Raw genomic sequence first — 25,456 nt, 5'->3', positions numbered from 1 at the left:
ATAAAGGCCCGCCGCGCCACGCCGCGCGTGAAACGGGCCCGATAAATGCCGGCCGGACTATAAGGAGTCGGTCGTCGGCAATGCAAGACCGCATTGCCTGCGAAAAGTTGCCGGTTTTTTCCCGCCTGTCGGCGCCATATCGGTTTTGCCGCGCGGCGGGTGATGCGGCAAACTAGCGCCCCCGAGCAAATGCTCGCTTGATTGCCCCGCAGAGTCCGTATGACCCGCTCGCCCTTCCGCCGTCTCGCCTTTGGTGCCCTGCGCCGCGTCCTCTATCTGTGGGTGCGCTCGGAAACCATCAACCAGTCCGCCTTCACCCTCAAGCTGGATCGCAGCAAGCCGGTGTTCTACGTGCTGCAGCAGCCCTCGGCGAGCGACCTGGCGGTGGTCGACACGGAATGCCGCAAGGCCGGCCTGCCGCGCCCGGTGCTGCCGGTCACCATCGGCGAGCAGATCGAGCCTGCCGCCTTCTTCTACCTGACGCCCGAGCCGGGCTGGTTCGGCGGCCATGACAAGCGCGGCGCGCCGCCGGCACTGGTGCGCACCCTCGCCGCCCTCGAGCGCAATGCGGTGGACGACGCGCAGATCATCCCGGTCAGCGTGTTCTGGGGCCAGTCGCCGGACCGCGAGACCAGCGCCTGGAAACTGCTGTTCGCCGACAGCTGGGCCGTCACCGGGCGCCTGCGCAAGCTGGTCAGCATCCTGATTCTCGGCCGCAAGACCCGCGTGCAGTTCTCCGCGCCGATCCACCTGCGCGAGCTGCTGGCCCAGGACAAGGGCCTGCAGCGCACCCAGCGCATGGCCCAGCGCATCCTGCGCGTGCACTTCCGCAACCAGAAGGCAGCGGTGATCGGCCCCGACGTGTCGCACCGGCGCAACCTGGTCAAGGGCCTGATCCACGGCCCGCAGGTACGCCAGGCGATCCTCGACGAAGTCGAACGCGAGAAGATCAGCGTGGAGAAAGCCGAGGCCCAGGCCCTGCGCTACGGCAACGAAATTGCCTCGGACTACACCTACACCGCCATCCGCTTCCTCGAAACAGTGCTCAGCTGGTTCTGGAACAAGCTGTATGAAGGCATCCAGGTCAACCATATCGACGCCGTACGCGAAGTGGCCCACGGCCACGAGGTGATCTATGTGCCCTGCCACCGCAGCCATATCGACTACCTGCTGCTGTCCTACCTGCTGTTCCGCAACGGCCTGACCCCGCCGCATATCGCCGCTGGGATCAACCTCAATATGCCGGTGATCGGCGGCCTGCTGCGCCGCGGCGGCGCCTTCTTCATGCGCCGCACTTTCAAGGGCAACCCGCTGTACACCGCGGTGTTCAACGAATACCTGCACACATTGTTCAGCCGCGGTTTCCCGGTGGAGTACTTCGTCGAGGGCGGCCGCTCGCGCACCGGGCGCATGCTGCAGCCGAAGACCGGCATGCTGGCCATCACCCTGCGCAGCTTCCTGCGCTCCAACCGCCTGCCGGTGGTGTTCGTGCCGGTCTACATCGGTTACGAGCGCGTGCTCGAAGGCCGCACCTACCTGGGCGAGCTGCGCGGCGCGGCGAAGAAGAAGGAGTCGATCTTCGACATCTTCAAGGTCATCAGCGCCATCCGTAAACAGCGCTTCGGCAGCGTCTGGGTCAACTTCGGCGAGCCGATCAAGCTGGCTGAGTTCCTCGACGCCGAGCAGCCGGACTGGCGCAGCCAGGACCATGGCCCGCAGTTCCGCCCGGACTGGCTGAACGCCGCCACCAACCGCCTCGGCGAGCGCGTGGCCCAGCACCTCAACGAGGCCGCCGCGGTCAACCCGGTCAACCTGGTCGGCCTGGCCCTGCTCTCGACGGCTAAGCTGGCACTGGACGAGAAGAGCCTGGTACGGGTGCTCGACCTCTATCTGGCGCTGCTGCGCCAGGTGCCCTACTCGCCCCACGCGACCCTGCCGCAAGGCGATGGCGCGGCGCTGATCCGCTACGTGCAGAGCATGGACCTGCTGGCCGAGCAGAAGGACGCGCTGGGCAAGATCCTCTATCTGGACGAGCAGAACGCCGTCCTGATGACCTACTACCGCAACAACGTGCTGCACATCTTCGCCCTGCCGGCGCTGCTGGCGAGCTTCTTCCAGAGCAGCTCGCGGATGAGCCGCGAACAGATCCTGCGCTACACCACGGCGCTGTATCCGTACCTGCAGTCCGAGCTGTTTATCCGCTGGAAACGGGAAGAGCTGGAATCAGTCGTGGATCAGTGGCTGGCCGCCTTCGTCGAACAGGGCCTGCTGCGCCAGGAAGACGACCTGTACATCCGCCCGGCACCGAGCTCGCGCCAGTTCGTCCTGCTCACCCTGCTGGCCCGCGCCATCGTGCAGACCCTGCAGCGCTTCTACATGGCCACCGCCCTGCTGAGCAACGCCGGGCAGAACGTGCTGTCGGCCGAGGAGCTGGAGAACCTCTGCGTGGTCATGGCCCAGCGCCTGTCGATCCTGCATGGCCTGAACGCCCCGGAGTTCTTCGACAAGAGCCTGTTCCGCCACTTCATCCAGACCCTGCTGGACGAAGGCGTGCTGCGCCAGGACAGCGCCGGCAAGCTCAGCCACCACCCGCAGCTGGCCGAACTGGCCGAAGGCGCGGCCAAGCGCGTGCTGCCGGCGGAGATCCGCCTGTCGATCCGCCAGGTGGCGCTGCAACGCGGCGAAGATGGCGACGACGCGGTCTGACCCGCCAGCGCATGCACAGACAAGGGCCGCCACTGCGGCCCTTGTCGCTTCCACAGCCCCTTTATCTCAGACACCGGTAACGATCAGCGATGAACCCAGCCGCCCTCGCCACCCTGCACCAGCACCTGCTCTCGGCCCTGAGCCCGCCACCCGGCGAAGTGCGGCGCCTGTTCCACGGCCGCGGCCGCTGCTGGCCGGGGCTCGAACAGCTGACCGTCGACTGGCTGCAGGGCGTGCTGCTGGTGGCGCTGTTTCGCCAGCCCGAGGCGGACGAGCTGAGCGCCCTGGAGGCCATGCTGCTGGCGCTGACCGCCGCCCCCGCCTGGCAACAGTGCGGGGCGCACAGCCTGCTGCTGCAGCACCGCTACCGCCAGGACAATGGCGCGCAGTGGCTGCTGGGCGAGCCGCTGGAAGGCTGCGTGGTGGTCGAGAACGGCCTGCGCTTCCAGCTGGACCTGGGCCGGTTCCAGAACACCGGACTGTTCCTCGACATGCGCCATGGCCGGCGCTGGGTCCAGGAACGGGCGGCGGGCAAGCGCGTGCTGAACCTCTTCGCCTACACCTGCGGCTTCTCCGTCGCCGCCATCGCCGGCGGCGCCGAGCAGGTGGTCAACCTGGACATGGCCAAGGCGGCCCTCAGCCGCGGCCGGGACAATCACCGGCTGAACCGGCATGACCTCAGCCGCGTCAGCTTCCTCGGCCACGAGCTGTTCAAGTCCTGGAGCAAGCTGAAGAAGTACGCGCCCTACGACCTGATCATCATCGACCCGCCCTCGTTCCAGAAGGGCAGCTTCGTCCTGACCAAGGACTACCAGAAGATCCTGCGCCGCCTGCCGGACCTGCTCGGCGCCAGCGGCAGCGTACTGGCCTGTTTCAACGACCCGAGCATCGGCCCCGACTTCCTGATCGACGGCATGGCCCGCGAGGCGCCCGGCCTGCGCTTCGTCGAGCGCCTGGACAACCCGCCGGAATTCGCCGATATCAGCGAAGGCAGCGCCCTGAAGGCCCTGGTGTTCACCCGCCAGCCGCCTGCCGAGGCCACCAGCCCCTGAGCAGGCGGTTTGGCGCCGCTGCCCCAGTCCGCTAAGCTCGCCTGATCCCCACCGCCATAAGGAAAGCCCCATGCTCCGCCTCACCGCCCTGGCCGCCGGCCTGCTGTTGTCCGCCAATGCCTTCGCCCTGTCCCTCGCCGACCTCAGCCAGACCGACGCCAGCAGCGGGCTCAAGGATGCCCTGACCCAGGGCGCGCAGGTCGCCGTGCAGCAACTGGGCAAGCCCGGCGGCTTCAGCGACAACGAGGACGTGCGCATCGAACTGCCGGGCAAGCTCGGCAAGGCGGCCAAGACCATGAAGATGATGGGCATGGGCGAGCAGGTCGACCAGCTCGAAGCCAGCATGAACCAGGCCGCCGAGGCGGCCGTGCCGCAGGCCCAGGCGCTGCTGGTGGATGCGGTGAAGAAGATGACGGTCAGCGACGCCAAGAGCATCCTCGCCGGGCCGAACGATGCCGCCACCCAGTACCTGAACAAGACCAGCCGCGAGCAGATCCGCGCCAAGTTCCTGCCGATCGTCAAGCAGGCCACCGACCGGGTCGGCGTGGTCCAGCAGTACAACGCCTTCGCCGGCCAGGCCGCAGCCCTGGGCGTGGTCGATGCGAAAAGTGCCAACGTGGAGAACTACGTCACCGAGCAGGCGCTGGACGGCCTGTTCAAGATGATCGCCGAACAGGAGGCGAGCATCCGCGAAAACCCGGCCGAAGCGGCCACCAGCCTGGCGAAGAAGGTGTTTGGCGCTCGCTGACGTCTGCGCCGACTTGTGGGGCCCCGGCAGGCAAATCCAGGGCGACTCACGCTGCAGTTTAAGCTCCCGTTAAAGCTGCTCGATGAACAGCTTTAACAACGAAGCTTCCCACTGACTGAATCCCTTGTGGGGGCGGGTGTTGGCCAGATAGGGATCCTGCGGGTTGGTCCCGCCGATCAACCAGACCAAGGCTGATCGACTTTGCCGATGCAGGTAAAGGCCCGACAGCAATCCATAGGCCGCCCCCGCATGCCCCCACAGGTAGTCATCGTCAGGTAGCGCAACCCGGTGACTGCCAAGCGTGGCCAGGCTGAACAGCCCGTCACAGTCATCCTCTTTCTGGCCGTTTTCGGCTTGCCAGGATGGCTGATCGAGTAATGCCGCATGGCGACTTATACGGGCGTCATCCAGTATGCCCAGAGCAAGCGCGGCTAAACCCTCCAGCGAAGTACGCAATCCGCCCTGGGGCGAGAACGCCGAGCCATTGCTGCCCAGCACGTAACTTTCGCCCAGCCACGGCCCATCGGCGGTGGCTGTTGCGGTCAGGCCAACGTCCGGATTTTCACTGGGCAACTCTTCCAGACGGGGCACGCGCCCTTGCCAGAGATCAATCTGCGGCACCCATGCCCCGGCCTGCCACTGATGCACAGGCGCAAGCTGTTCAATCTCGGCCTGCGAGAACGCTGCAACGTTAAAGCCACCGGGGATACCCAGCGGCTCAAGCAATACCTGCTTAAGGTACTGGTCAAAGCGCACACCCGTGATCCGCTCCATCACGCAGGCCAATAGGCCATAGTTGAGGTTGCAGTAGTTGAAGCACGTCCCCGGCCGGTACTGTTGCGCACTCAGCCAGCGCCCAGAGTCGCGCAGAAGAGGGAGCAGCGGCTGTTGCAGCGGGACGCTATAGCGCGCGCTGTCGGCAAGCAAGCTGGTGTGGGAGAGCAGATGACTAAGACGAATCGGCTCATGGGGCAAATCGGGATGGCGGATAGGCTGGCCAAGCAGTTCGCTGAGATCCTGCTGCAGCGAGACTTGGCCTGACTCCAGCAGCGGAGCCAGTGCCAAGGCTGTCACCAGCTTGGACACTGAGGCGATCCGCATCAGCTGCGCACTACTGAAAAGCGCCTCGCCAAAGCGCCCATCAAGGCCAAAGTGGGAATGCCCATAGGCGCCGCGATACACCACGCGCCCGTCTTGAATGACACAGACACCAAGCGATGCAAGAGGGTGCGCCGCACACCCTTGCATCTGCCGGCACAGTGCTTCCCAGCGTGCGGCCCCGCTTGTCACTGCGTGGTGGTACGCAGGCTATTGAAGGCACGGGTCATGCGGCGCTGCTCCTGCTGGTCCAGATCGACAGTAAACAGGCGTTGCTTGGTTTCAGCGCTCGGGTACTGATAAACGTCGGATCGGAATTCCGCATCCAGCAGCGGCGCTGCAGCCAGGTTCGGGGTGGCATAGCGCAGCTCGTTAGCAATGGTTGCAGCGTTTTCCGGGCGAAGGATGTAGTCGATAAACTTCAAGGCGTTGTCGGCATTGGCGGCACTTGCCGGGATGGCAAAGCTATCCACCCACAGTTTGGTGCCCTGCTTGAGGTCATAGGCATAGCTCAGACGAAGCGGCGACCCCGAGTCGATGAGCTTCTGGTTACCCAGTGCCGCATCCCCACTGTAGCCCATTGCGGCGCACAAATTGCCGCTGGCCAGGTTCACCGTAATCATCGAAGTGAACTGCCGAACATCCGGGCGAATCTTCTTTAACCGCTCAGTGGCGTCCTTGATATCGGCTTCTGTGGCGGTTTGCGCGGGGCGTCCCAGATAGTGCAGGGTGACTGGCAGGGTTTCGAAGGGCGAATCCATCAGGCTCAGACCGCACTGTTTGAGCCGCTCGGTGTACTGCGGGTCGAACAGCAGGCTCATCGGGTTTTCCGGCCATGGCAGGTCGCCGAGTGCCTTGCGCACGGCCTGCTCTTGATACACCACGCCAGTGGTGCCGTACAGGTAAGGCACCGCATGGGTATTGCCGGGGTCCAGCGTGGCCATCTTCGCCATGAGTTCGGGGTCAAGGTTGCCGTAATTGCCCAGTTTCTTTTTATCCAGCTCAGCGTACACACCGGCCTTGATCTGCGGAGCCAAGGTATCGGAGGCGGTGATCACCAAGTCATAACCGGTGTTGCCGGTCAGCATCTTTGCCTGCATGACTTCAATGGAGTCATACACCTGCTGAATCACGTCAATCCCCGTGTCCTTCTCGAAGGCTTCGACGACCTGGGGGCTGATGTAATCTGCCCACGTATAGAAATACAGCTTTTCCTGCTCGGCAGCCCCAGCCAGGCTGGGTAGACAGAAGGCTATAAAGGTGCTGGGCAACAGTGCGTGATGCAGCATGTTTTTGTTCTTTTTCACGACAACTCTCCTCGGGTATGAACAGGCTGAAACGGCGTCAGAGGCTGTTTCGCTTAGTGCGGTAACGCGGCGCTAACCATTACTTCGACTTTGGCTCCCGCTCTGGCCAGTGGGCTCTGCACGGTTGCACGGGTGGGCGGCGGACAACCCTGCAGCCATGTCTCCCAGACGTGGTTGAAGACGGCAAAGTCCGCGTTAATATCGGTCAGCCATATTTGTGCACAGAGCAGGTGCGCCCTCTCGGTACCGGCCTCAGCCAGTAGCGCATCAATTTTGCCGAGCACCTCCAGGCACTGCGCTTCACAACCGGCATCGACCTGATCCGGCACCTGGCCCGAAAGGTATACCAAGCCATTGTGGACAAGCACTGCAGAAAGGCGTGAGTTGGATCGGAGTCTAGTAATGCTCATGTTTGGCGCTCGCTTATGCCGGGATAAATGACAGACATTCGAGGGTTTCTCGCCCTTGAAGCAGACTTTCGCTGAGGATTTGCGCGCAGCCAGCGGCCAATGTGAAGCCCAAGGCGCCATGGCCAGCGTTGTACCAGATGTTTCGATGGCGGCCGCGACCGATGATGGGCATCCCGCTGGGTGTGGCGGGTCGCAGGCCCGCCCAGGCACGCGTATCACCACCGAGTTGCAACTGAGGAAAGGCCTGCTGCGTAAGCTGCTGCAGGTGAGCGATGCGGCGCCCATCAACAGAGCGGTCATAGCCGACGATATCGACCATTGCGGCGGCGCGCAGCGTGTCGCCAATGCGGGCATAGACAATCTTGTTGTCGAGGTCCGTGACGGACACGCTGGGCGCCGCCTGATCGGCGCCGACCGGCACGCTCAGGCTGTAGCCTTTGAGCGGGTAGATGGGCAAGCGCTCGCCCCATTGCCGGGCCAGCTGTGCGACTGCAACTCCATTGGCCAGGATCACCTCGTCACATGGGATATCTCCTTGCGACGACACAACGGCCGCCGCCAGCCCTGCCTGCACGCGTATCTGATTAACACTGCAGTTTTCCAGCAAGGTGAACGTAGGCGCCTCACACAAGCGCTGGAGCACGGCCTGGCAGAATGCATGGCAGTCCGCCACATCATCGCCGGGGGTGAAAATGCCGCCGCAAGCGTCAGCTGCCAAGTGCTTCAAGGCACCATCCAGGGCCAGGCATTGATCTGACGACAGGACTTGCTGCGAGGATTCCAACAACTGCTGGCTGGCTGTTTGCAAATCCGCCGTCTTTCGGTAAAGCACCAGCTTGCCACTGTTACGCCAGGAAAAATCGGCAAGCGATGCTTGTGTTTGCCACGCCGATAACACCTCGCGACTTTTCAGGGCCAAGGCCAACAGGTGCGTGGTGTTTCGGGCATTCACGCGGCGCCGGCAGAGCAGCAGAAACTGCCACAGCCATTTCCACTGAGCAGGATCTAGCGTTGGGGCGAACTTCAGCGGGCTTCGATTACCGGCGGCCATCCAGGCGAGGGCTTTCCACGGCACATGGGCGTCGGCCAGAGGCGATACATAGCGATAACTCAGCTGCCCTCCATTGGCGAAGCTGCAACCTTGCGCCACGCTGCTTGCAGCTTCCAGCAGTGTCACCCGCGCACCGGCCTGTATCAGGGCGTAAGCCGTGGTCAGTCCGATAACACCACCACCTATCACCACGACCTGTTTCATGCTGCGTGAAGCCCTTGTTGACTCAATGCCCCCAAGGTAGGCGCGATCAGCAGGAGTGGAAAATTGCTATATGATCCCAGCCCATAACCTGAAGTTATGGGCTGGGAAAGAGGGAGGGGCAGACATGCGTCTAAGGCATATCGAAGTCATACAGGCGATTCTGGAAACTGGCAGCGTCACTGCTGCCGCAAACCTCCTGCATATTTCTCAGCCGGCCGTGAGCAAGGTGTTACAACATGCCGAGCAGCAAGTTGGCTTTGCCTTGTTCACCCGGGCTAAAGGACGGCTGGTGGCCACTCGAGAGATGACCATTTTGCGGGGGGAGATCAACGGTTTAAGTGAGAACCTGCAGCGCATCCGCGAATTAGCCGGCAACCTGCGCCTCCAGGATTGCCCCCCCTTGCGAGTGATCTGCACCCCCACGCTGGCGAGCAGTGTATTGCCTACCTGCATGCAGCAATGGCGACAGCGTTACCCAGACAAGCACTGCTCACTGGCTACCCAGCACACGGACAACATTCAACGGGCACTGCTGCTAAGAGACTTCGATTTGGGGCTCTCGCTACAGCCATCTTTTCATCCGGCGATTCGCAGCACCTGTCTCACCGAGGGCAGCGTCAAGGCCATTGCGCCGCCGGGATTCTGGCCATCAGGCACCAAGACCCTTGCACTGGAGCAGCTCGCAGGCCTGCGACTGACAGGCCTGGATGCCAGAGACCCGATTGGCATGCGCCTGAATGCCCTGCTGGAAAACCTGCAACCTCCGCCCCAGGTGTGCACGCGCGTGCAAACCTACCAGCTGCAATTGAGCATGGTTGCCAGCGGTGAAGGCATTGCCCTGGTCGACCCCTTCACCGCTACGCTTGCTACCCAGCAAGGTCTTGAGCAGGCCACCCTGGCTCCGCAAATCACAGTCGGTCTGCATGCCTGGTGGCTGGATGAACAGCCGCTGCTGCATTACCACCAGCATTTTTTGGATGTGTTGCGCTCCACTACCTCGAATATCAAGGACGCCTAGCACACTGTTGAAAAACCACCTGCGCGCCTCCTGCGGCCAGCACATCTTGAACCGCCCCGCTTTCTCGGTTCCATGCACGGTGGTGCCAACACCTCTGCCCTGTCCCTTGCCGGCCCAGACCGCCACCAGGAGCAGCCTCAAAGATGCCATGAGCCATGGGAGTGCGAGTCGCCGCCCCGCAACTCGGCCAGCCCGACGGCTTCAGCAGCAACCTGCTCGACGCCCTCTGACGGCATGGTCTGTGTAAGAACGACTTTAGCCGCAATGGCTGGCGAATAAGCCTGTCCCATAAAAACAAAAAGCCCCGCACAGTGACTGTACGGGGCTTTCTCTTGCTTGCTCGAGCTTACGCCTCGACTTCCCTGACCTTGAACCAGGCCGCGTACAGCGCCGGCAGGAACAGCAGGGTCAGCGCCGTGGCGACGATCAGGCCGCCCATGATGGCCACCGCCATCGGCCCGAAGAACACGCTGCGCGACAACGGGATCATCGCCAGCACCGCCGCCAGGGCGGTCAGTACGATGGGGCGGAAGCGCCGCACCGTGGCCTCGATGATGGCGTGCCAGCGATCCTGGCCGGCGGCGATGTCCTGTTCGATCTGGTCGATGAGGATCACCGAGTTGCGCATGATCATCCCCGCCAGGGCGATGGTGCCGAGCATGGCGACGAAGCCGAACGGCTGCTGGAACACCAGCAGGAACAGGGTCACGCCGATCAGCCCCAGCGGCGCGGTGAGGAACACCATCACCGAGCGCGAGATGCTCTTGAGCTGCAGCACCAGCAGGGTCATCACCACCAGGATGAACAGCGGAATGCCGGCATTCACCGACTTCTGCCCGCGCGCCGAGTCCTCGACGGTGCCGCCGACTTCCAGCAGGTAGCCGCTGGGCAGCGCATCGCGGATCGGCTGCAGGGTCGGCAGGATCTGCTTGACCAGGCCGGCCGGCTGCTCGCCACCGTAGATGTCGCCGAGCACGGTGACGGTCGGCAGGCGGTCGCGGTGCCAGATCACGCCTTCCTCGAAGCCGTATTCCAGGGTGGCGATCTGCGACAGCGCCACGCTCTTGCCGTTGCTGATCGGCACCGCCAGGCTCGGCAGCAGCTCCAGCTGCTGGCGCTCGCGCACGGTGCCGCGCAGGAGTATCTCGATCAGCTCGTTGCCTTCGCGGAACTGGCTGACGCTGGAACCGGACAGCGAACTCTGCAGGAAGCGCGAGACATCGGCGGTGCTCACCCCCAGGGCACGGGCGCGCTCCTGGTCGATGTTCAGGTAGATCACCTTGCTCGGCTCTTCCCAGTTCAGGTGCACGTTGGACACATGGCTGTTCTCGCGCACCTTGTCGGCCACCTGGCGGGCAATCGCGCGGACCTCGTCGATATGCTCGCCGGAAACGCGGAACTGGATCGGGTAGCCCACCGGCGGGCCGTTCTCCAGGCGCGAAACGCGGGTGCGCAGGGTCGGGAACTCGTCGTTGAGCACGTCGATCAGCCAGGTACGCAGCGCCTCGCGGTCCTCGATCGACTTGGCCAGCACCACCACCTGGGCGAAACGGGTCGCCGGCAGCTGCTGGTCCAGCGGCAGGTAGAAGCGCGGCGAACCGGTGCCGACATAGGCCACGTAGTTCTCGATGCCGTCGTGTTCCTTGAGGCGCGCCTCCAGGCGCTTGACCTGCTCCTCGGTGGCCTTGAGCGAGGAGCCTTCGGTGAGCTTGAGGTCGATCATCAGTTCCAGGCGCCCGGATGCCGGGAAGAACTGCTGCGGCACGAAGCGGAACAGCACCACCGAGGCGACGAACAGGCCGACGGTGACCAGGATCACCGTGCGCCGGCGGCGCACGCACCACTCCACCACTTCGCGCACCGTCTGGTAGAAGGTGGTCGAATAGGGATCATGGCCGCTGGCGCTGCCGCCGTGCTTCTTCGCATGCAGCTTGGCCAGGTCCGGCAGCAGGCGGTCGCCCAGGTACGGCACAAACACCACGGCGGCGACCCAGGACACCAGCAGGGCGATGGTCACCACCTGAAAGATCGAACGGGTGTACTCGCCGGTGCCGGATTGCGCGGTGGCGATCGGCAGGAAGCCGGCGGCGGTGATCAGGGTGCCGGTGAGCATCGGGAAGGCCGTACTGGTCCAGGCGAAGCTGGCCGCCTTGAGCCGGTCGTAGCCCTGCTCCATCTTGATCGCCATCATCTCCACAGCAATGATCGCGTCGTCCACCATCAGGCCGAGGGCCAGCACCAGCGCGCCGAGGGAAATCTTGTGCAGGCCGATGCCGAAGTAGTGCATCACGGCAAAGGTCATCGCCAGCACCAGCGGGATCGAAAACGCCACCACCAGGCCGGTGCGCAGGCCGAGGGAGAAGAAGCTCACCAGCAGCACGATGATCAGCGCCTCGACCAGCACCCGGATGAACTCGCCGACCCCGGTCTTCACCGCCGCCGGCTGGTCGGAGACCTTGCGCAGCTCCATGCCGACCGGCAGGGTTTGCTGCAGGCGGGCGAACTCCTGTTCCAGCGCCTCGCCGAGGACCAGGATGTCGCCACCGGCCTTCATCGACACGGCCAGGCCGATGGCGTTCTGCTCCATGAAGCGCATGCGCGGCGCGGGCGGGTCATTGAAGCCGCGGTGCACCTCGGCCACATCGCCGATGCGGAAGGTGCGGTCGCCGACGCGGATGGGGAAATCGCGGATCTCGTCGACCGTCTCGAAGCTGCCGGACACGCGCAGCTGCACACGGTCGGTGGTGGCCTCGAAGAAACCCGAGGAAGCCACCGCGTTCTGCTCCTCCAGCGCCTGCTGCACGACCGCCAGCGGCAGTCCGAGGGTGGCCAGCTTGACGTTGGACAGCTCGATCCAGATCTTCTCGTCCTGCAGGCCGATCAGCTCGACCTTGCCCACGTCCTTGACCCGCTGTAGCTGCAGCTGCAGGCGGTCGGCGTAGTCCTTGAGCACGGCATAGTCGAAGCCTTCGCCGGTCAGAGCGTAGATATTGCCGAAGGTGGTGCCGAATTCGTCGTTGAAGAACGGCCCGCGGACATCCGGCGGCAGGGTGTGGCGGATGTCGCCGACCTTCTTGCGGATCTGGTACCACAAATCGGGAATGTTCTTCGACAGGATGTTGTCGCGGGCCATGAAGGTGACCACCGACTCGCCGGGACGCGAGTAGGACATGACCAGCTGGTAGTCGCCGGTTTCCATGACCTTGCGCTCGATGCGCTCGGTGACCTGGCGCGAGATCTGCTCGGCGGTGGCACCCGGCCAGTCGGTGCGGATGACCATGGCCTTGAAGGTGAAGGGCGGGTCCTCGCTCTGCCCCAGCTTGGTGTAGGAGATGGCGCCGACCACGGCGATCACCAGCATGAAGTAGAGGACCACCGCGCGGTTGCGCAGCGCCCATTCGGAGAGGTTGAAGGACATGCGCTTACTCCCCGGCGACCAGCTGGACGGTGCGATTGTCGCGGTCCACCGGCTTGACCTTCTGCCCGTCACGCAGCATCTGCACGCCGGCGGCGACCACCCAGTCGCCCTCCTTCAACCCTTCGAGCACCGACACGCGTTCCTGGCCATAGCGGCCGATGCGCACGGCGGTGCGCACCACCTTGGACTCCCTGGGGTCGACCACCCAGACGAAGGGCACGTCCTTCTCGGCGCTGAGCGCCGACATCGGCACCGACAGCGGCACCTCGCCCTCGGCCTTGATCGCCACGCGGGCGCTCTGCCCCAGCTCGGCCGGCACCGCACCACCGGCAAAGGCCACGCGCGCGGCGAAGGTGCGCGACTGCGCGTCGGCGGCCGGCGACAGCTCGCGGATGCGTCCGGGGAAACGCTTGCCCGGCTGCGACCACAGCTCGACGCTGACCTCCTGACCGATGCGGAAGCGCTCGAAGGCATGTTCCGGCACGCTGATCAGCACTTCGCGCTCGCCATCGGTGGCCAGGGTGAACACCGTCTGCCCGGCGGCCACCACCTGCCCGACCTCGGCCAGGCGCCGCGCCACCACGCCATCCTGGGAGGCGCGCAGCACCGAATAGCCGGCCTGGTTGTTGGCCACGTTGAACTCGGCCTGGATCTGTTTGACCCGCGCCTCGCCGGCGCGGTACTGGTTTTCCACGTTGTCGTACTGCGACTGGCTGATCAGCTGGCGGGCCAGCAGGGTCTTGTAGCGATCACGCTCGGTGCGCACCAGCTTGAGGTTGGCCTCCGCCGCCGCGACCTGGGCGCGCGCGGCTTCCAGCTGCAGCTTGACGTCCTCGGGGTCCAGCTCGGCCAGCGGCTGATCCTTCTTCACCCGCGCACCGGCATCCACCAGGCGCTTGCTGATCTTGCCGCCGATGCGGAAGGCCAGCTCAGGCTCGAAACGCGCGCGCACCTCGCCCGGGTAGGTCTCCATGGCGTCCCCGGCCGGCAGAGGCTGTACCACCATGGCCGGGCGCGCCGGCGCCTCGACGGGCTCGCCGTTGCCGCAGGCAACCAGCAGAGGAATCAGGCATACGGGCACAGCGAGGGACAAGGCATGGCGAAACATGATGGGTGACCTTTCGCAAAGAAACGCTTGGAATACTTATACTGAGCGGTATAGTAAAAATAGCAAACTCACCAGTCCAGTATTAAAACGCGAAATGTCCGACAAACTGTTGCAGTCATCCAGCGGCCCCGGACGGCCCAAGGACCCGGCCAAACGCCTGGCCATACTCGAAGCCGCCAAGCGCCTGTTCATGCGCCACGGCTACGACGGCAGCAGCATGGATGCGATCGCCGCCGAGGCGCGGGTTTCCAAGCTCACGGTGTACAGCCACTTCACCGACAAGGAGACGCTGTTCGCCTGCGCGGTGGAATCGAAATGCGAGGAACAGCTGCCCCAGCTGTTCTTCACCCTGCAGCCGGACACCCCCATCGAGGCGGCCCTGCTGGCCATCGGCCGCGGCCTCAACAGCCTGGTCAACAACGAGGAATCGGTGGCCATGCTGCGCCTGATGATCGCCCAGGCCACGCAGAACCGGCGCCTGTCGGAGCTGTTCTACAACGCCGGGCCGCAGCGCATGCTGGACGCCATGCAGCACCTGCTGGAGCAGGCCAATGCCCACCAGCAGCTGCGCGTGGACAACCCGCAACACGCCGCCGAGCACTTCTTCAGCCTGATCAAGGGCGGCTGCAACTTCCGCCAGCTGATCGGCTGCGGCGCCAGCTTTGCCGACGAGGCGGCGGCCGAGCAGCATGTGCGCGAGATCGTCAGCCTGTTCCTGCGCGCCTATCGGCCCTGAGCCGGGGCGCGGCGCAGCCAAGGGCCTGTTTACGATCTTTTGAGCTAGAGCCAGGCAAGGCGAAATTGGGCGAGGGCGCGCAGTTTACGAGCTGTAAATGAGCAGCCCGAGCCCGATTTCAACGCAGCATGACCAACGATCAAGAGATCGTAGACAGGTTCTCAGGGCTTGAGGGCTTTCTTCGGGTAGATGTCGTAGCGACTGGACTTGCCTTCCAGCGCGTAGCTGGGCTTGGCGCCCTCGATGATCGGCGCCTTGCGCGGGCGCTTGACCACCACCCGATGGGTCGCCAGGGCCAGCGCGGCCTGCAGCAGCGCCGGGGCATCCAGGTCGTCGCCCACCAGTGGGCGGAACAGGCGCATCTCCTTCTTCACCAGGGCGCTCTTGTCGCGATGGGGAAACATCGGGTCGAGGTAGATCACCTGCGGCGGTTCGCCCTGCCACTGCCCCATCAGCTCGATGGCATTGCCACTGAGCAGGCGCATCTGCGCGGCGATCGGCGCCACCTCGGCATCCTGCCTGGCGCGCGCCAGGCCATCTTCGAGCAGGGCGGCGATGATCGGCTGGCGCTCTATCAGGCTCACCTGGCAACCCAGGCTGGCCAGGACGAAGGCATCACGGCCCAGACCCGCCGTGGCATCCAGCACCACGGGACGCACACCGGGCTGCACGCCGACCGCCTTGGCGATCATCTGCCCACTGCCGCCGCCGAACAGGCGCCGGTGCGCCACCGCCCCTTCGACGAAGTCGACCCGCACCGGCCCCGGCGCCTGCGGCCCCAGCTCCGCCAGCTGCAGGCCCTCGCCGCCCAGCTGCAAGGCGAACTCGGCCTCGCCATCCAGGGGCAAGCCCAGGCGCTGCGCCCACTCGGCGCAGGCCGCCTGGTAGGTTGGCGCCAGGGCCTCGGCGCGGATTCTGGCCATATGCCGCTCGTCGCTCATCAGGAAATATGCTCAAAAATTGTTCAATTCGACCGCTTGGCAGCCGATACAGGCATGACGCCGCATTTTGCCAGACGCCGTGGCCGCCAGCCGCATCGAGTTGATCATGTTTGACGTAGTTTCCGCGCCCCATGGCGCCGCCCACCAGGCGCGCCGCGACAATCTGGACGAAAGCCTGGATGCCGGCCTGCGCGACTCGCTGGATTACCAGATCCTGCGGCGCACCCTGATGCCCGACGAGCCGCTGCCGGCCGCGCCGCCCGCAGCCAGCGCCGCCACCGAGCCCGGCAGTGCCCAGGCCAGTGCGGCGACGCCGCCGGTCGAGGCCGGCGCGCAGGTCGCCAGCTTCCAGCAGGTTCTGCAGCAGCGCGAGCTGGAGCTGAACGTCAACGCCAATCCGCCGCCGCAGAAGACCGACCCGCTGGCCCTGGATCTGGCCGGCAACGGCTTCAGCACCCGCGGCCTGAACGATGCCGTGCGCTTCGACCTGGATGCCGACGGCCGCACCGACAGCATCAGCGTGCCCAGCGGCGACGACGCCCTGCTGGCCCTGGACCGCAACGGCAATGGCCGCATCGACGACGGCCGCGAGCTGTTCGGCGACCAGCATGGCGCCGCCAACGGCTTCTCCGAGCTGGCCAGGTACGACGACAACCGTGATGGGCGCATCGATGCCCAGGACGCCATCTTCGAACGCCTGCGCCTGCTGCGCTTCGACACCCAGGGCCGCCAGCAGCAACAGAGCCTGAGCGAGGCCGGCGTCGGCGCCATCCAGCTGCAGGCCCGTGATGTCCGGCAGGCCCTCGGCGCCTATGACGAAATCGCCCAGCTCGGCAGTTTCGACTTCGCCGACGGGCGCCACGGCCAGGCCGCCGACCTGCTGCTGGCGCGGCGCTGAAGCCGCACCCAGGAAAGCCTGCTAGAGCAACCCCAGCTGCATCTCCTGCGCCTGCCGGTGGGCAAATGCCAGCGCCGGCAGGCCTGGCAGGCGCTCACCCAGCTGCTGGTGAAAACGCAACGCCAGGTGCGGCGCCCGCAGGTTGTCCGGGGTGTGCAGGAACACGAACGGCTGCAACCCCGCCTCGATCCAGGCCGCCACCTTGTCCAGCCAGGGCGCCATGAACGCATCGTTGACCGCCAGCTCCGGATGGCCGATGAAGCGCAGCTGCGGCTGCCCGCTGAAGGCGGTGGGGCGTGGCGGTAGACGCGGCTTCTTGGCCTGCGCGTGCAGCACCGCCGGTGCGCTGGAGACGCAGCTGAACAGGGCCCGCGAGTCCAGGCAGATGCGCTCCACCTGGCGCTCGTGGAGCAGGCGATTGAGCGCCCGCTCCTCCTCGCCCCTGGCGAAGAACGCCGGGTGGCGCACTTCCACCGCCACCTTGCCCTGCAGGGTGTCGAGCAGCGCCGGCAGCTCGGCCAGGCGCGCGGGGCCGAAGCTGGCCGGCAACTGCAGCCAGAACGGCGAACAGCGCGCGCCCAGCGGCCGCAGCAGGCTCACGAAAGCCTCGGCGGCCGTCAGTTGCTCGCGCAGATCGCCGCCATGGCTGATATCGCGCGGCAGCTTGGCGCAGAAGCGAAAGCCGGCCGGCATCTGCTGCGCCCAGCGCGCCACGGTCTCGGCGGAGGGCCGCGCATAGAAGGTGGTGTTGCCTTCCACGGCATTGAACAGCTGCGCATAGTGCGCGAGGAAGTCGCCGCTGCGGGCGCTAGCGGGATACAGCGAGCCGCGCCAGGCCGGCTCGCTCCAGGACGGGCAGCCAAGGAAGTAAGGCAGCACGGGGGTCAGGCGTAGAGATCGAGGCCAAGCACTTCGGCGGCATCCCGCTCGCTGGTGAAGCTGGCGGTACTGCCGTAGGCGGCCAGGGCCTGGCTGGCCCTGGCATTCGGCGGGCGCTGCTGGCTGAGTACGTCCTGGCTGCGCGCCGGCAGGCTGTCGCTGCTGGCGCCGCTGGACTGCACCCGGCGCAGCTGCGGCGTCTGCTCAAAGCCCTGGCTGCTGGCCGGGCTGGCGGGCAGCTCGCGGCGCACCTCGACTTCGCGCTGGCTTTCGCGATAAGGCGTTACCGCACTGCCCGGGCGGGGCGTGCGGTCCAGCGAATAAGAGGAGGTGAAGCCATCGATGCGCATCGGTTACTGCTCGAACTACATAGGGGCAATTTAACGACGCCGCCGGCAATTGGCAATTGCCGGCGGACGCCGGGTTACGGCGCCGCCTTGGGAGTCGCCACCTTGTCGCGCAGGTAGACCGGCAGCGCCTGGTCGGCCGGCAGCGCCTCGCCGCGCTCCCAGGCGAAGCCGGCCAGCTGCAACAGGTCCTCGGCGTGCGGCAGCATGCCGGCGTCCTGACCGGCCGGCGTCAGCGCCAGGCGCGCGGCGTAGCTGCCCCAGCCGGTGCCGGCGCCGAACCAGTCGCCCGTGGCGCCGCGCGGCAGGCTGACCTGTTCCGGCGCCAGCACCGCCTCGACGCCCTGCAGACGCATTTCCCCCTGCTCCTCGCGGTAGCAGCCCCAGTACACCTCATCCATGCGCGCGTCGATGGCCGCGGCCACCTGCCGGGCGCCCTGCTCGCGCAGCGCGCGCTGGGCCAGCACGGCCAGGTTGGACACCGGCAGCACCGGCTTGTCCAGGGCGAACGCCAGGCCCTGGACCACGCCGATGGCGATGCGGATGCCGGTGAACGCGCCCGGCCCGCGACCGAAGGCGATGGCATCCAGCGCCGCCAGCTCGACCCCGGCCTCGTCGAGCAGGTTGCGGATCATCGGCAGCAGGCGCTGGGCGTGCAGCCGCGGGATCACCTCGTAATGGCTGAGCACTCTGCCCTCATGCAGCAGGGCAACGGAGCAGGCTTCGGTGGCGGTATCCAGGGCCAGCAGGGTGGTCATCGGGGCAATCCGGTCAGGCAAAAAAGGGGATGCAGTATAAACGCCAACGGCCCGCAAGCGGGCCGTTGGTTCATCCAGGGTGGCAGGCTCAGCTCAGAGCGGCCAGCACCTTGGCGGTGATCTCGTCCACCGAGCCGACGCCGGCGATGGCGCTGTACTTCGGCGTGCCGTCGACGGCAGCCAGCTTCTGGTAGAAGTCCACCAGCGGCTTGGTCTGCGAGTGATACACGGACAGGCGATGACGCACGGTCTCTTCGGTGTCGTCCTTGCGTTGCACCAGGTCGTCGCCGGTGACATCGTCCTTGCCCTCGACTTTCGGCGGGTTGTAGACGATGTGGTAGACGCGGCCGCTGGCCTCGTGCACCCGACGACCGGCGATGCGCTGAACGATCTCTTCGTCGTCGACGGCGATTTCGAGCACGTTGTCGATGACCACGCCGGCTTCCTTCAGGGCTTCGGCCTGGGGAATGGTGCGCGGGAACCCGTCGAAGAGGAAACCCTTGGCGCAGTCGGCCTCGGCGATACGCTCCTTGACCAGGTTGATGATCAGGTCATCGGAGACCAGACCACCGCTTTCCATGATGCTCTTGGCCTTCAGACCCAGCTCGGTGCCGGCCTTGACCGCTGCACGCAGCATGTCGCCGGTGGAGATCTGTGGAATACCAAATTTTTTGGTAATGAAACCAGCCTGGGTACCTTTGCCGGCACCGGGCGCCCCCAGCAGAATCACGCGCATCGATGTGCTCCTCAAGAAATGACTAGAAATCGTCGGATTCGCCTCATGGGGCCAATCTCAATATTCGGGTTTCGGCGTCACTGAGCGGCCAAAAGGTTGACCAAGATACACAGCAGCCCCCTGCCACACAAGCCACCCAAAGTAGCAGTCCGAAAGGCCTTAGCCGGTGTTGCGCAGGCCCGCGGCAATGCCCGCGACAGTCACCAGTAAAGCCTGTTCCAGAGGGCTGTCCACCGGCCCCTGGCGCTGCCTGGAACGGGCCAGGAGCTCGGCCTGCAGCAGGTGCAGCGGGTCCAGGTAGATGTTGCGCACGGTGATCGCCTCGCGGGTCTCCGGACTGTGGGCAAGCAGCTCCGACTGGGCGGTCAGGCCGAGGACGATGGCGCACGACTGCGACAATAAGTCGCGTAAATGTGCGCCCAGCGGTCGCAAATCGTCGGCGACCAGGCGCTGGTCGTAGAGCGCGGCGATCGCCTGGTCGGCCTTGGCCAGGACCATCTCGAGCATGTCGATGCGCGTGCGGAAGAACGGCCACTGCTCGCGCATCTGCGTCATGAGGGCCTGTTCGCCACGCTGCAGGGCGTTGCCCAGCGCCGTTTCCCAGCCCAGCCAGGCCGGCAGCATCAGGCGGGTCTGGGTCCAGGCGAAGATCCACGGGATCGCCCGCAGGCTCTCCACCCCGCCGGCCCGGCGCTTGGCCGGGCGACTGCCCAGCGGCAGGCGGCCGAGTTCCTGCTCCGGAGTGGCCTGGCTGAAGTATTCGACGAACTGCGGGTGCTCGCGCACCACCGCGCGGTAGGCGGCCAGGCCGTCGGCGGCCAGCCGGTCCATGGCCGCGCGCCAGGCCGGCTCGGGCGCCGGCGGCGGTTGCAGGGTGGCTTCCAGCACGGCCGCCAGGTACAGGTTGAGGTTCTGCTCGGCCAGGTCCGGCAGGCCGAACTTGAAGCGGATCATCTCGCCCTGCTCGGTGGTGCGGAAGCGCCCGGCCACCGAGCCCGGCGGCTGCGAGAGGATCGCCGCATGGGCCGGACCGCCGCCGCGGCCGACCGTGCCGCCGCGCCCGTGGAACAGCAGCAGCTCGACCTCGTGCCGGCGGCAGACCTCGACCAGCGCCTCCTGGGCACGGTACTGGGCCCAGGCGGCGGCCAGGGTACCGGCGTCCTTGGCCGAGTCGGAATAGCCGATCATCACCTCCTGCGGCCCGTGCAGGCGCGCGCGGTAGCCGTGCAGGCCGAGCAGGCGGTCGATGGCCGGCGCGGCGTTGTCCAGGTCGGCCAGGGTCTCGAACAGCGGCACCACGCGGATCGGCCGCTGCAGGCCGGCCTCCTTGAGCAGCAGCTGCACGGCCAGCACGTCCGAGGGGGCGCCGGCCATGGAGATCACGTAGGAGCCCAGCGCCGCGGCCGGCGCGCCGGCCACCACCCTGCAGGTGGCCAGGACCTCGGCGGTTTCCGCCGAAGGCCGGTGTTGCGGCGGCAGCAGCGGGCGGCGGTTGTCCAGCTCGCGCAGGAGGAAACCGAGGCGGGTGTCCTCGTCCCACTCGGCATAGCGGCCCAGGCCCAGGTAATCGGTGATCTCGCTGAGCGCCGCGGTATGCCGCGCGGCGTCCTGGCGGATGTCCAGACGCAGCAGGAACAGGCCGAAGGTGGCCGCGCGGCGCAGGCTGTCGAGCAGCGCGCCCTCGGCAACCACGCCCATGCCGCAGGCGTGCAGCGAGTGGTAGCAGAGCTCCAGGGGTTCGAGCAGCTCGCGGTTGTCGTGCAGCACCTCGGGGCCGGGGGCGACTTCGCCGGCCAGCGCCGCCTCGGTCCAGGCGCGGGTGGCGCGCAGGCGCTCGCGCAGCTGCTTGAGCAGGGCCCGGTAGGGCTCCGGATGCACGCCGACCACCCGGCGCAGCTCGTCGCTGGCCTGCTGCATGGACAGCTCGCTGGCCAGCTGTTCGATGTCGCGCAGGTACAGGTCGGCGGCCATCCAGCGCGCCAGCAGCAGCACCTCGCGCGAGACCTGGGCGGTGACGTTGGGGTTGCCGTCGCGATCGCCGCCCATCCACGAGGCGAAGCGGATCGGCGCCGCCTCCAGCGGTAGGCGCAGCCCGGTGGCGGCCTGCAGGGCCTGGTCGGCACGACGCAGGAAGCTCGGCACGGCCTGCCACAGGGAATGCTCGATGACGGCGAAGCCCCACTTGGCCTCGTCCACCGGGCTCGGCCGGCTGCGGCGGATCTCCTCGGTGTGCCAGGCCTCGGCGATCAGCCGGCGCAGCTTCTGCTGCAACAGGCCGCGCTCGCTGGCGGACAGGTCGGTGTGGTCCAGCGCCGCCAGCTGCGCGGTGATCGCATCGTATTTCTGGATCAGGGTGCGCCGCGCCACTTCGGTCGGATGGGCGGTCAGCACCAGCTCGATATCCAGCCGCCCCAGCTGGCGGGCCAGCTGCTCGGGCTTGTGCCCGTCGCCCTGCAGGCGCTGCAGCAGCTCGGCCAGCACGCGATTCTCGAACGGCTCGGCCTCGCCCGGCCGGCGCCGGCGGATGCGGTGGTACTGCTCGGCGATATTGGCCAGGTTGAGGAACTGGTTGAAGGCCCGCGCCACCGGCAGCAGCTCGTCGTCGCTGAGGCCGTCGAGACTGGCGCGCAGCTGCTGCTCGCCGGCGGCCGAGCCCTTGCGCCCGGCCTTGGCGCCCTGGCGGATCAGCTCGATCTTGTCGACGAACGCCTCGCCGCGCTGGCTGCGGATGGTGTCGCCGAGCAACTCGCCGAGCAGGTGCACTTCTTCGCGCAGGCGCGCATCGATTTCCGCCATGGCCGAGCACTCCCCTGGGGTAGAGGCTTCAGCTTGCCCAGCATGGCGATTTCTGACAAGTCCACGACGAATGGCGATACAGCCGGCGAGCGCGAGCTAGGCTGAACATAACGGTCGTCAAAAGCGCCCGCCGGTCGGGCCTGTGCCGTGCCCGGCCAGTACCGTCGCCCACCACGAGTGGGCCTGTAGAGGTGTTTATGAAAATCCGTGAGCTTGCCCGCCACTGGGAGCAGAACGCCAAGGGCCGCCTGACGCCCAGCCACTACCAGATCCACCTGGACCTGGAGTCCGCCGCGCGCCTGGCCGCGCTGGCCGAGATGTATCCGAAGCGCAGCAGCGAGGAGCTGATCGGCGAACTGATCAGCGCCGCCCTGGAGGAACTGGAAGCCAGCCTGCCCTACGTCAAGGGCAGTAAGGTGGTGGCCACCGACGAACAGGGCGACCCGCTGTACGAGGACATCGGCCCGACGCCGCGCTTTCTCGCCCTGTCGCGCCGCTACCTGCAGACCCTGAGCGCCCAGCAGGACGGCGCCAAGCACTGACAGCGCGCGCCCACAGGCTGCGCCATGCACATAGGTGCGATGTGCGGGCCTGTGGTGCAGATTCGCCGCGGTCTTACTGGGCAGCCGGGGCCGGCGGGGTTTCCTCGCCCATGCAGCGCACGGCCTGTTTCTTGTCGTCCACCAACACGCCGGTCAGGCCCTTCTGCTGGGTGTCGAACAGCACCAGTACGCCGTCGATGCAGTGCGCCACCTGGTTGGCCGGTTTCACCGAGAGCTTGTAGTCCTCGCCCGGGATGGTCTTGAGCATGGTGAACTCGGCCAGCAGCAGGGCGTCTTCTTCCTTGGCGAAATGCAGGTAGCCGTAGAACCACAGCACCGCGATGGTGCCGACGATGCTGGCGATACCGGTGAGGATCAGGGGGATGGCGTTACGTTCTTCACTCATGGCGTGGTTCACTGCTCGAACTGGCTGAAAGGGGACCTGGCTGCCGGCAGCCAATGGCGGCGCAGCCTGATACAGGCGTGCGCCATTGGCAAGAGGGCGCGACCGATAGCCGCTGCGGCAGCGGGCAATGGCTCAGGACTTGCCGCCGGCGCGGACTTCCTCGCGGGCGCGGAAGGTCGCCTCGTAGATGCGTTCGGCCAGGCGCGAAAACGGCAGGCTCTGCACCCACACGGTACCGGTGCCCTTGAGGGTGGCCAGGAGAATGCCCTCGCCGCCGAACAGCATGCTCTTCAGGCCGCCGGCCAGACCGATGTCGTAGTCGATGCCGCTGGTGAAGGCCACCAGGCAGCCGGTATCCAGGCGCAGGGTTTCGTTGTTCAGCTCCTTGCGGATCACCGTGCCGCCGGCATGCACGAAGGCCAGGCCATCGCCTTCCAGCTTCTGCAGGATGAAGCCCTCACCGCCGAAGAAGCCGGCGCCGATGCGCTTGTTGAAGCTGATGCCGATCGCGGTGCCGTGGGCCGCGCAGAGAAAGGCGTCCTTCTGGCAGATCAGCTGGCCGCCGACCTGGCTCAGCTCGATGGGCACCACGCTGCCCGGATAGGGCGCGGCGAAACCGACCCGCTGCGGGCCTTGGCCTTCATTGCTGAAATGGGTCATGAACAGCGACTCGCCGGTGAGCAGGCGCTTGCCGGCGCCCCACAGCTTGCCCAGCACGCCGCTGGCCGAACCATCGCCCATGCGCGTCTCGAAGCGGATGCCTTCGGTCATGTAGTTCATCACCCCGGCCTCGGCGATCACCGTCTCGCCCGGGTCGAGGATGATCTCCACGGTCTGCGCCGAGGCGCCGAGGATTTCGTAGTCGAGTTTGTGGCTGGGCATGGCAGGCTCCATGAAAGACGAAGGAATACTGTAGGAGCCAGCTTGCTGGCGATACGTTCACCCGAGGGCAGATGATCGCCAGCAAGCTGGCTCCTACAGATAACGCGGCGCGCGCGTCAGAGAATGTTGGCGTAGTCCGCTTCGATGCGGTCCAGGCTCAGGTGATTGAGGAAGTTGGAGAAGCACATCCAGGCCGACAGCGCGTTGAGATCGCGGAACTGCGGCGGCAGGTACTTGGGCGGCGTGACCAGGCCTTCGTCGACCAGCTGGCGCAGGGTGCGCATGTCTTCCAGGGTGGTCTTGCCGCAGAACAGCAGGGGGATCTGCTCCAGCTTGCCCTTGCGCACGGCCAGCTGGATGTAGTTGTAGATCAGGATGAAGCCCTTGAGGTAGGACAGATCCTTGGTGAACGGCAGGCCATCCGGGGTCGAGCCGCGGAAGGCGCGGCTGGCGTTGCCGTAGCTTTCCTCCAGGCTGAAGCCCTGCTCGCGGTAGAACTCGTGGACCTGCAGGAAGTCGGCGCCCTCCTCGGCCATGTGGATGGCGCGGGTGCGGTTGGTCAGCTTGCGCAGGCGGGTCGGGTAGGAGGCGAAGGCGATCACCTCCATCAGGATCGCCAGGCCTTCCTGGGTCACGGTCGACGAGGGCGGGCCCTTGGCCAGGAAGGTGCAGATCGGCTGGCTCAGGCCGTTCAGCGTGGTGCCGACATGCACCATACCCTCGTGCACCTCCAGGGCGCGCACGTCGCGCTGGTTGAACAGCGCGTCGGCACGCACCTTGATGTAGTCGGCACCGGCCGCCGCGTCGGCGACGATGCCGTCGGACTCGAACACGCGGATGGTGTCGTCGCCGAACACCGCGGCCAGGCGCTCCTGGAGGATGGCCACGGCGTCCTTGGCGGTGAGGGTCTTGGCCTCGTCTTCCAGGTCACCGCGGGCGGCGATGTTGTTCAGGTAGTCGGACAGCATCAGGCCGAGGTCGGCCAGGGTCGGGTCGCCAGCATGGAAGGCGTCCGAGGCGGCGCCGTACAGTTCCTGGGAAATCAGGCCGAAATCCGCGGTGCCGCGTGCCTCGAGCATGCGGATGACCATGCGGTATTCCTTGCACATGCGCCGCATGATCTGCCCGACCGGGTTGAACTGGCCGAGCTGGCGGGTGATGTCGCGCTCGATGTTCTGGAATTCCAGCTTCTTCGCCGTCGAGTCGAAGCTCAGCGGGCGGCTGTCGTAGTAGCTGCGGTCGACCGCCGGCATGGCCTTGCCCTTGGCCTTGATGAAGCCCTGGCGGATGCTGTCGTCCCACTTGATCGCATCGAGCACGCGGATCGGCGTCTGCGCCTCGACCAGACGATCGGACAGGGTGCGAATGGTGGCGTGGTAGTCGTCCAGCGTCTTGCGTCTGCTCATCGACCTGCT

The 25,456-nt window shown here is 66.0% G+C and carries 22 protein-coding genes; 7 read left to right on the top strand and 15 right to left on the bottom strand.

Features of this window, described 5'->3' with window-relative positions; genetic code table 11:
• Nucleotides 1–219: 219 nt before the first annotated feature.
• The 3 genes from plsB (at nucleotide 220) to GV001_RS05860 (ending at nucleotide 4,506) form a co-directional block, all read left to right on the top strand.
• Nucleotides 220–2,706 carry a glycerol-3-phosphate 1-O-acyltransferase PlsB gene (gene plsB, locus GV001_RS05870; RefSeq protein ID WP_160078707.1) on the top strand — a complete coding sequence of 829 codons (2,487 nt, stop codon included), beginning with the start codon at nucleotides 220–222 and terminating at the stop codon, nucleotides 2,704–2,706.
• Between the two features lie 89 nt (nucleotides 2,707–2,795).
• Nucleotides 2,796–3,758, top strand: coding sequence for a class I SAM-dependent methyltransferase (locus GV001_RS05865; protein WP_160078706.1), 963 nt, complete (start codon nucleotides 2,796–2,798; stop codon nucleotides 3,756–3,758).
• A 70-nt stretch (nucleotides 3,759–3,828) separates the two neighbouring features.
• On the top strand, nucleotides 3,829–4,506 hold the full coding sequence (locus tag GV001_RS05860) for a DUF4197 domain-containing protein (protein WP_160078705.1): 678 nt from the start codon (nucleotides 3,829–3,831) through the stop codon (nucleotides 4,504–4,506).
• Between the two features lie 69 nt (nucleotides 4,507–4,575).
• Here the strand turns inward: GV001_RS05860 and GV001_RS05855 are convergent, their stop codons facing one another.
• The 4 genes from GV001_RS05855 to GV001_RS05840 are packed head-to-tail and all read right to left on the bottom strand — an operon-like array spanning nucleotide 4,576 to nucleotide 8,576.
• Nucleotides 4,576–5,754 (bottom strand): serine hydrolase, encoded by a 1,179-nt coding sequence (locus tag GV001_RS05855; RefSeq protein WP_256664872.1) that lies wholly within the window; start codon nucleotides 5,752–5,754, stop codon nucleotides 4,576–4,578.
• A 38-nt stretch (nucleotides 5,755–5,792) separates the two neighbouring features.
• Nucleotides 5,793–6,911, bottom strand: coding sequence for an extracellular solute-binding protein (locus GV001_RS05850; RefSeq protein WP_160078703.1), 1,119 nt, complete (start codon nucleotides 6,909–6,911; stop codon nucleotides 5,793–5,795).
• A gap of 53 nt (nucleotides 6,912–6,964) precedes the next feature.
• Nucleotides 6,965–7,321, bottom strand: a complete 357-nt coding sequence (locus tag GV001_RS05845) for a RidA family protein (protein WP_160078702.1) — start codon at nucleotides 7,319–7,321, stop codon at nucleotides 6,965–6,967.
• A gap of 13 nt (nucleotides 7,322–7,334) precedes the next feature.
• Nucleotides 7,335–8,576 (bottom strand): D-amino acid dehydrogenase, encoded by a 1,242-nt coding sequence (locus GV001_RS05840; RefSeq protein ID WP_160078701.1) that lies wholly within the window; start codon nucleotides 8,574–8,576, stop codon nucleotides 7,335–7,337.
• A gap of 70 nt (nucleotides 8,577–8,646) precedes the next feature.
• Here GV001_RS05840 and GV001_RS05835 point away from each other — a divergent pair, with 70 nt between their 5' ends.
• A complete protein-coding gene (locus tag GV001_RS05835; protein ID WP_160078700.1) occupies nucleotides 8,647–9,594 on the top strand; it encodes a LysR family transcriptional regulator in 948 nt (315 codons plus the stop codon).
• A gap of 346 nt (nucleotides 9,595–9,940) precedes the next feature.
• Here the strand turns inward: GV001_RS05835 and GV001_RS05830 are convergent, their stop codons facing one another.
• Nucleotides 9,941–13,012 carry an efflux RND transporter permease subunit gene (locus GV001_RS05830; protein WP_160078699.1) on the bottom strand — a complete coding sequence of 1,024 codons (3,072 nt, stop codon included), beginning with the start codon at nucleotides 13,010–13,012 and terminating at the stop codon, nucleotides 9,941–9,943.
• 4 nt (nucleotides 13,013–13,016) lie between these two features.
• Nucleotides 13,017–14,120 (bottom strand): efflux RND transporter periplasmic adaptor subunit, encoded by a 1,104-nt coding sequence (locus GV001_RS05825; RefSeq protein ID WP_160078698.1) that lies wholly within the window; start codon nucleotides 14,118–14,120, stop codon nucleotides 13,017–13,019.
• Nucleotides 14,121–14,214: 94 nt separating this feature from the next.
• On the opposite strand from GV001_RS05825, the gene GV001_RS05820 reads away from it, so the two are divergent.
• Nucleotides 14,215–14,856, top strand: a complete 642-nt coding sequence (locus tag GV001_RS05820) for a TetR/AcrR family transcriptional regulator (RefSeq protein WP_160078697.1) — start codon at nucleotides 14,215–14,217, stop codon at nucleotides 14,854–14,856.
• A gap of 161 nt (nucleotides 14,857–15,017) precedes the next feature.
• Here GV001_RS05820 and GV001_RS05815 read toward each other — a convergent pair whose 3' ends face one another.
• Nucleotides 15,018–15,779 (bottom strand): class I SAM-dependent methyltransferase, encoded by a 762-nt coding sequence (locus GV001_RS05815; RefSeq protein ID WP_178091804.1) that lies wholly within the window; start codon nucleotides 15,777–15,779, stop codon nucleotides 15,018–15,020.
• 124 nt (nucleotides 15,780–15,903) lie between these two features.
• Between GV001_RS05815 and GV001_RS05810 the strand changes: the two genes are divergently transcribed.
• Complete coding sequence (locus tag GV001_RS05810) at nucleotides 15,904–16,695, top strand: hypothetical protein (protein WP_160078695.1); 792 nt, start codon at nucleotides 15,904–15,906, stop codon at nucleotides 16,693–16,695.
• Between the two features lie 21 nt (nucleotides 16,696–16,716).
• On the opposite strand, the gene GV001_RS05805 is transcribed toward GV001_RS05810, so the two are convergent.
• The 5 genes from GV001_RS05805 to ppc all read right to left on the bottom strand — a co-directional run bounded on the left by GV001_RS05805 (nucleotide 16,717) and on the right by ppc (nucleotide 22,211).
• Entirely contained in the window at nucleotides 16,717–17,583 is an 867-nt protein-coding gene (locus GV001_RS05805; protein WP_178091845.1) for a DUF72 domain-containing protein, read from the bottom strand.
• A complete protein-coding gene (locus GV001_RS05800; protein ID WP_160078693.1) occupies nucleotides 17,580–17,924 on the bottom strand; it encodes a hypothetical protein in 345 nt (114 codons plus the stop codon). Before GV001_RS05800 ends, GV001_RS05805 begins: the two co-directional genes overlap by 4 nt.
• Nucleotides 17,925–17,998: 74 nt before the next feature.
• Nucleotides 17,999–18,679 (bottom strand): tRNA (adenosine(37)-N6)-threonylcarbamoyltransferase complex dimerization subunit type 1 TsaB, encoded by a 681-nt coding sequence (gene tsaB / locus GV001_RS05795; protein ID WP_160078692.1) that lies wholly within the window; start codon nucleotides 18,677–18,679, stop codon nucleotides 17,999–18,001.
• Between the two features lie 88 nt (nucleotides 18,680–18,767).
• On the bottom strand, nucleotides 18,768–19,415 hold the full coding sequence (gene adk, locus GV001_RS05790; RefSeq protein ID WP_160078691.1) for an adenylate kinase: 648 nt from the start codon (nucleotides 19,413–19,415) through the stop codon (nucleotides 18,768–18,770).
• Between the two features lie 159 nt (nucleotides 19,416–19,574).
• Nucleotides 19,575–22,211 (bottom strand): phosphoenolpyruvate carboxylase, encoded by a 2,637-nt coding sequence (gene ppc, locus GV001_RS05785; protein ID WP_160078690.1) that lies wholly within the window; start codon nucleotides 22,209–22,211, stop codon nucleotides 19,575–19,577.
• Nucleotides 22,212–22,408: 197 nt separating this feature from the next.
• Here ppc and GV001_RS05780 point away from each other — a divergent pair, with 197 nt between their 5' ends.
• Entirely contained in the window at nucleotides 22,409–22,753 is a 345-nt protein-coding gene (locus GV001_RS05780; protein WP_160078689.1) for a pilin assembly protein, read from the top strand.
• Nucleotides 22,754–22,826: 73 nt separating this feature from the next.
• On the opposite strand, the gene GV001_RS05775 is transcribed toward GV001_RS05780, so the two are convergent.
• From GV001_RS05775 to GV001_RS05765, 3 genes are all read right to left on the bottom strand, one after another.
• Nucleotides 22,827–23,159: a hypothetical protein gene (locus GV001_RS05775; protein ID WP_160078688.1), complete on the bottom strand. Its 333-nt coding sequence runs from the start codon at nucleotides 23,157–23,159 to the stop codon at nucleotides 22,827–22,829.
• A gap of 132 nt (nucleotides 23,160–23,291) precedes the next feature.
• A complete protein-coding gene (locus GV001_RS05770; protein WP_160078687.1) occupies nucleotides 23,292–24,041 on the bottom strand; it encodes a TIGR00266 family protein in 750 nt (249 codons plus the stop codon).
• 116 nt (nucleotides 24,042–24,157) lie between these two features.
• A complete protein-coding gene (locus tag GV001_RS05765) occupies nucleotides 24,158–25,447 on the bottom strand; it encodes a flavohemoglobin expression-modulating QEGLA motif protein (RefSeq protein WP_160078686.1) in 1,290 nt (429 codons plus the stop codon).
• Nucleotides 25,448–25,456: the final 9 nt, after the last annotated feature.

Origin of the sequence: Pseudomonas sp. 8AS, from assembly GCF_902506505.1 — a bacterium.
In the GTDB taxonomy this organism is placed as follows: Bacteria; Pseudomonadota; Gammaproteobacteria; order Pseudomonadales; family Pseudomonadaceae; genus Aquipseudomonas.
The sequence above is the reverse complement of the archived record's forward strand: the minus strand, read 5'-3'. Positions and strand labels throughout refer to the sequence as shown.

What these genes read in the sequence shown, in the direction of transcription:
- plsB (WP_160078707.1), top strand. Translation starts at nt 220, where the DNA reads ATGACCCGCTCGCCCTTCCGCCGTCTCGCCTTTGGTGCCCTGCGCCGC.
- GV001_RS05825 (WP_160078698.1), bottom strand. Translation starts at nt 14,120, where the DNA reads ATGTTTCGCCATGCCTTGTCCCTCGCTGTGCCCGTATGCCTGATTCCT.
- GV001_RS05775 (WP_160078688.1), bottom strand. Translation starts at nt 23,159, where the DNA reads ATGAGTGAAGAACGTAACGCCATCCCCCTGATCCTCACCGGTATCGCC.
- GV001_RS05765 (WP_160078686.1), bottom strand. Translation starts at nt 25,447, where the DNA reads ATGAGCAGACGCAAGACGCTGGACGACTACCACGCCACCATTCGCACC.
- GV001_RS05770 (WP_160078687.1), bottom strand. Translation starts at nt 24,041, where the DNA reads ATGCCCAGCCACAAACTCGACTACGAAATCCTCGGCGCCTCGGCGCAG.
- GV001_RS05815 (WP_178091804.1), bottom strand. Translation starts at nt 15,779, where the DNA reads ATGGCCAGAATCCGCGCCGAGGCCCTGGCGCCAACCTACCAGGCGGCC.
- GV001_RS05780 (WP_160078689.1), top strand. Translation starts at nt 22,409, where the DNA reads ATGAAAATCCGTGAGCTTGCCCGCCACTGGGAGCAGAACGCCAAGGGC.
- GV001_RS05855 (WP_256664872.1), bottom strand. Translation starts at nt 5,754, where the DNA reads ATGCAAGGGTGTGCGGCGCACCCTCTTGCATCGCTTGGTGTCTGTGTC.
- ppc (WP_160078690.1), bottom strand. Translation starts at nt 22,211, where the DNA reads ATGGCGGAAATCGATGCGCGCCTGCGCGAAGAAGTGCACCTGCTCGGC.
- GV001_RS05860 (WP_160078705.1), top strand. Translation starts at nt 3,829, where the DNA reads ATGCTCCGCCTCACCGCCCTGGCCGCCGGCCTGCTGTTGTCCGCCAAT.
- GV001_RS05835 (WP_160078700.1), top strand. Translation starts at nt 8,647, where the DNA reads ATGATCCCAGCCCATAACCTGAAGTTATGGGCTGGGAAAGAGGGAGGG.
- GV001_RS05800 (WP_160078693.1), bottom strand. Translation starts at nt 17,924, where the DNA reads ATGCGCATCGATGGCTTCACCTCCTCTTATTCGCTGGACCGCACGCCC.
- GV001_RS05830 (WP_160078699.1), bottom strand. Translation starts at nt 13,012, where the DNA reads ATGTCCTTCAACCTCTCCGAATGGGCGCTGCGCAACCGCGCGGTGGTC.
- adk (WP_160078691.1), bottom strand. Translation starts at nt 19,415, where the DNA reads ATGCGCGTGATTCTGCTGGGGGCGCCCGGTGCCGGCAAAGGTACCCAG.
- GV001_RS05820 (WP_160078697.1), top strand. Translation starts at nt 14,215, where the DNA reads ATGTCCGACAAACTGTTGCAGTCATCCAGCGGCCCCGGACGGCCCAAG.
- tsaB (WP_160078692.1), bottom strand. Translation starts at nt 18,679, where the DNA reads ATGACCACCCTGCTGGCCCTGGATACCGCCACCGAAGCCTGCTCCGTT.
- GV001_RS05845 (WP_160078702.1), bottom strand. Translation starts at nt 7,321, where the DNA reads ATGAGCATTACTAGACTCCGATCCAACTCACGCCTTTCTGCAGTGCTT.
- GV001_RS05810 (WP_160078695.1), top strand. Translation starts at nt 15,904, where the DNA reads ATGTTTGACGTAGTTTCCGCGCCCCATGGCGCCGCCCACCAGGCGCGC.
- GV001_RS05840 (WP_160078701.1), bottom strand. Translation starts at nt 8,576, where the DNA reads ATGAAACAGGTCGTGGTGATAGGTGGTGGTGTTATCGGACTGACCACG.
- GV001_RS05865 (WP_160078706.1), top strand. Translation starts at nt 2,796, where the DNA reads ATGAACCCAGCCGCCCTCGCCACCCTGCACCAGCACCTGCTCTCGGCC.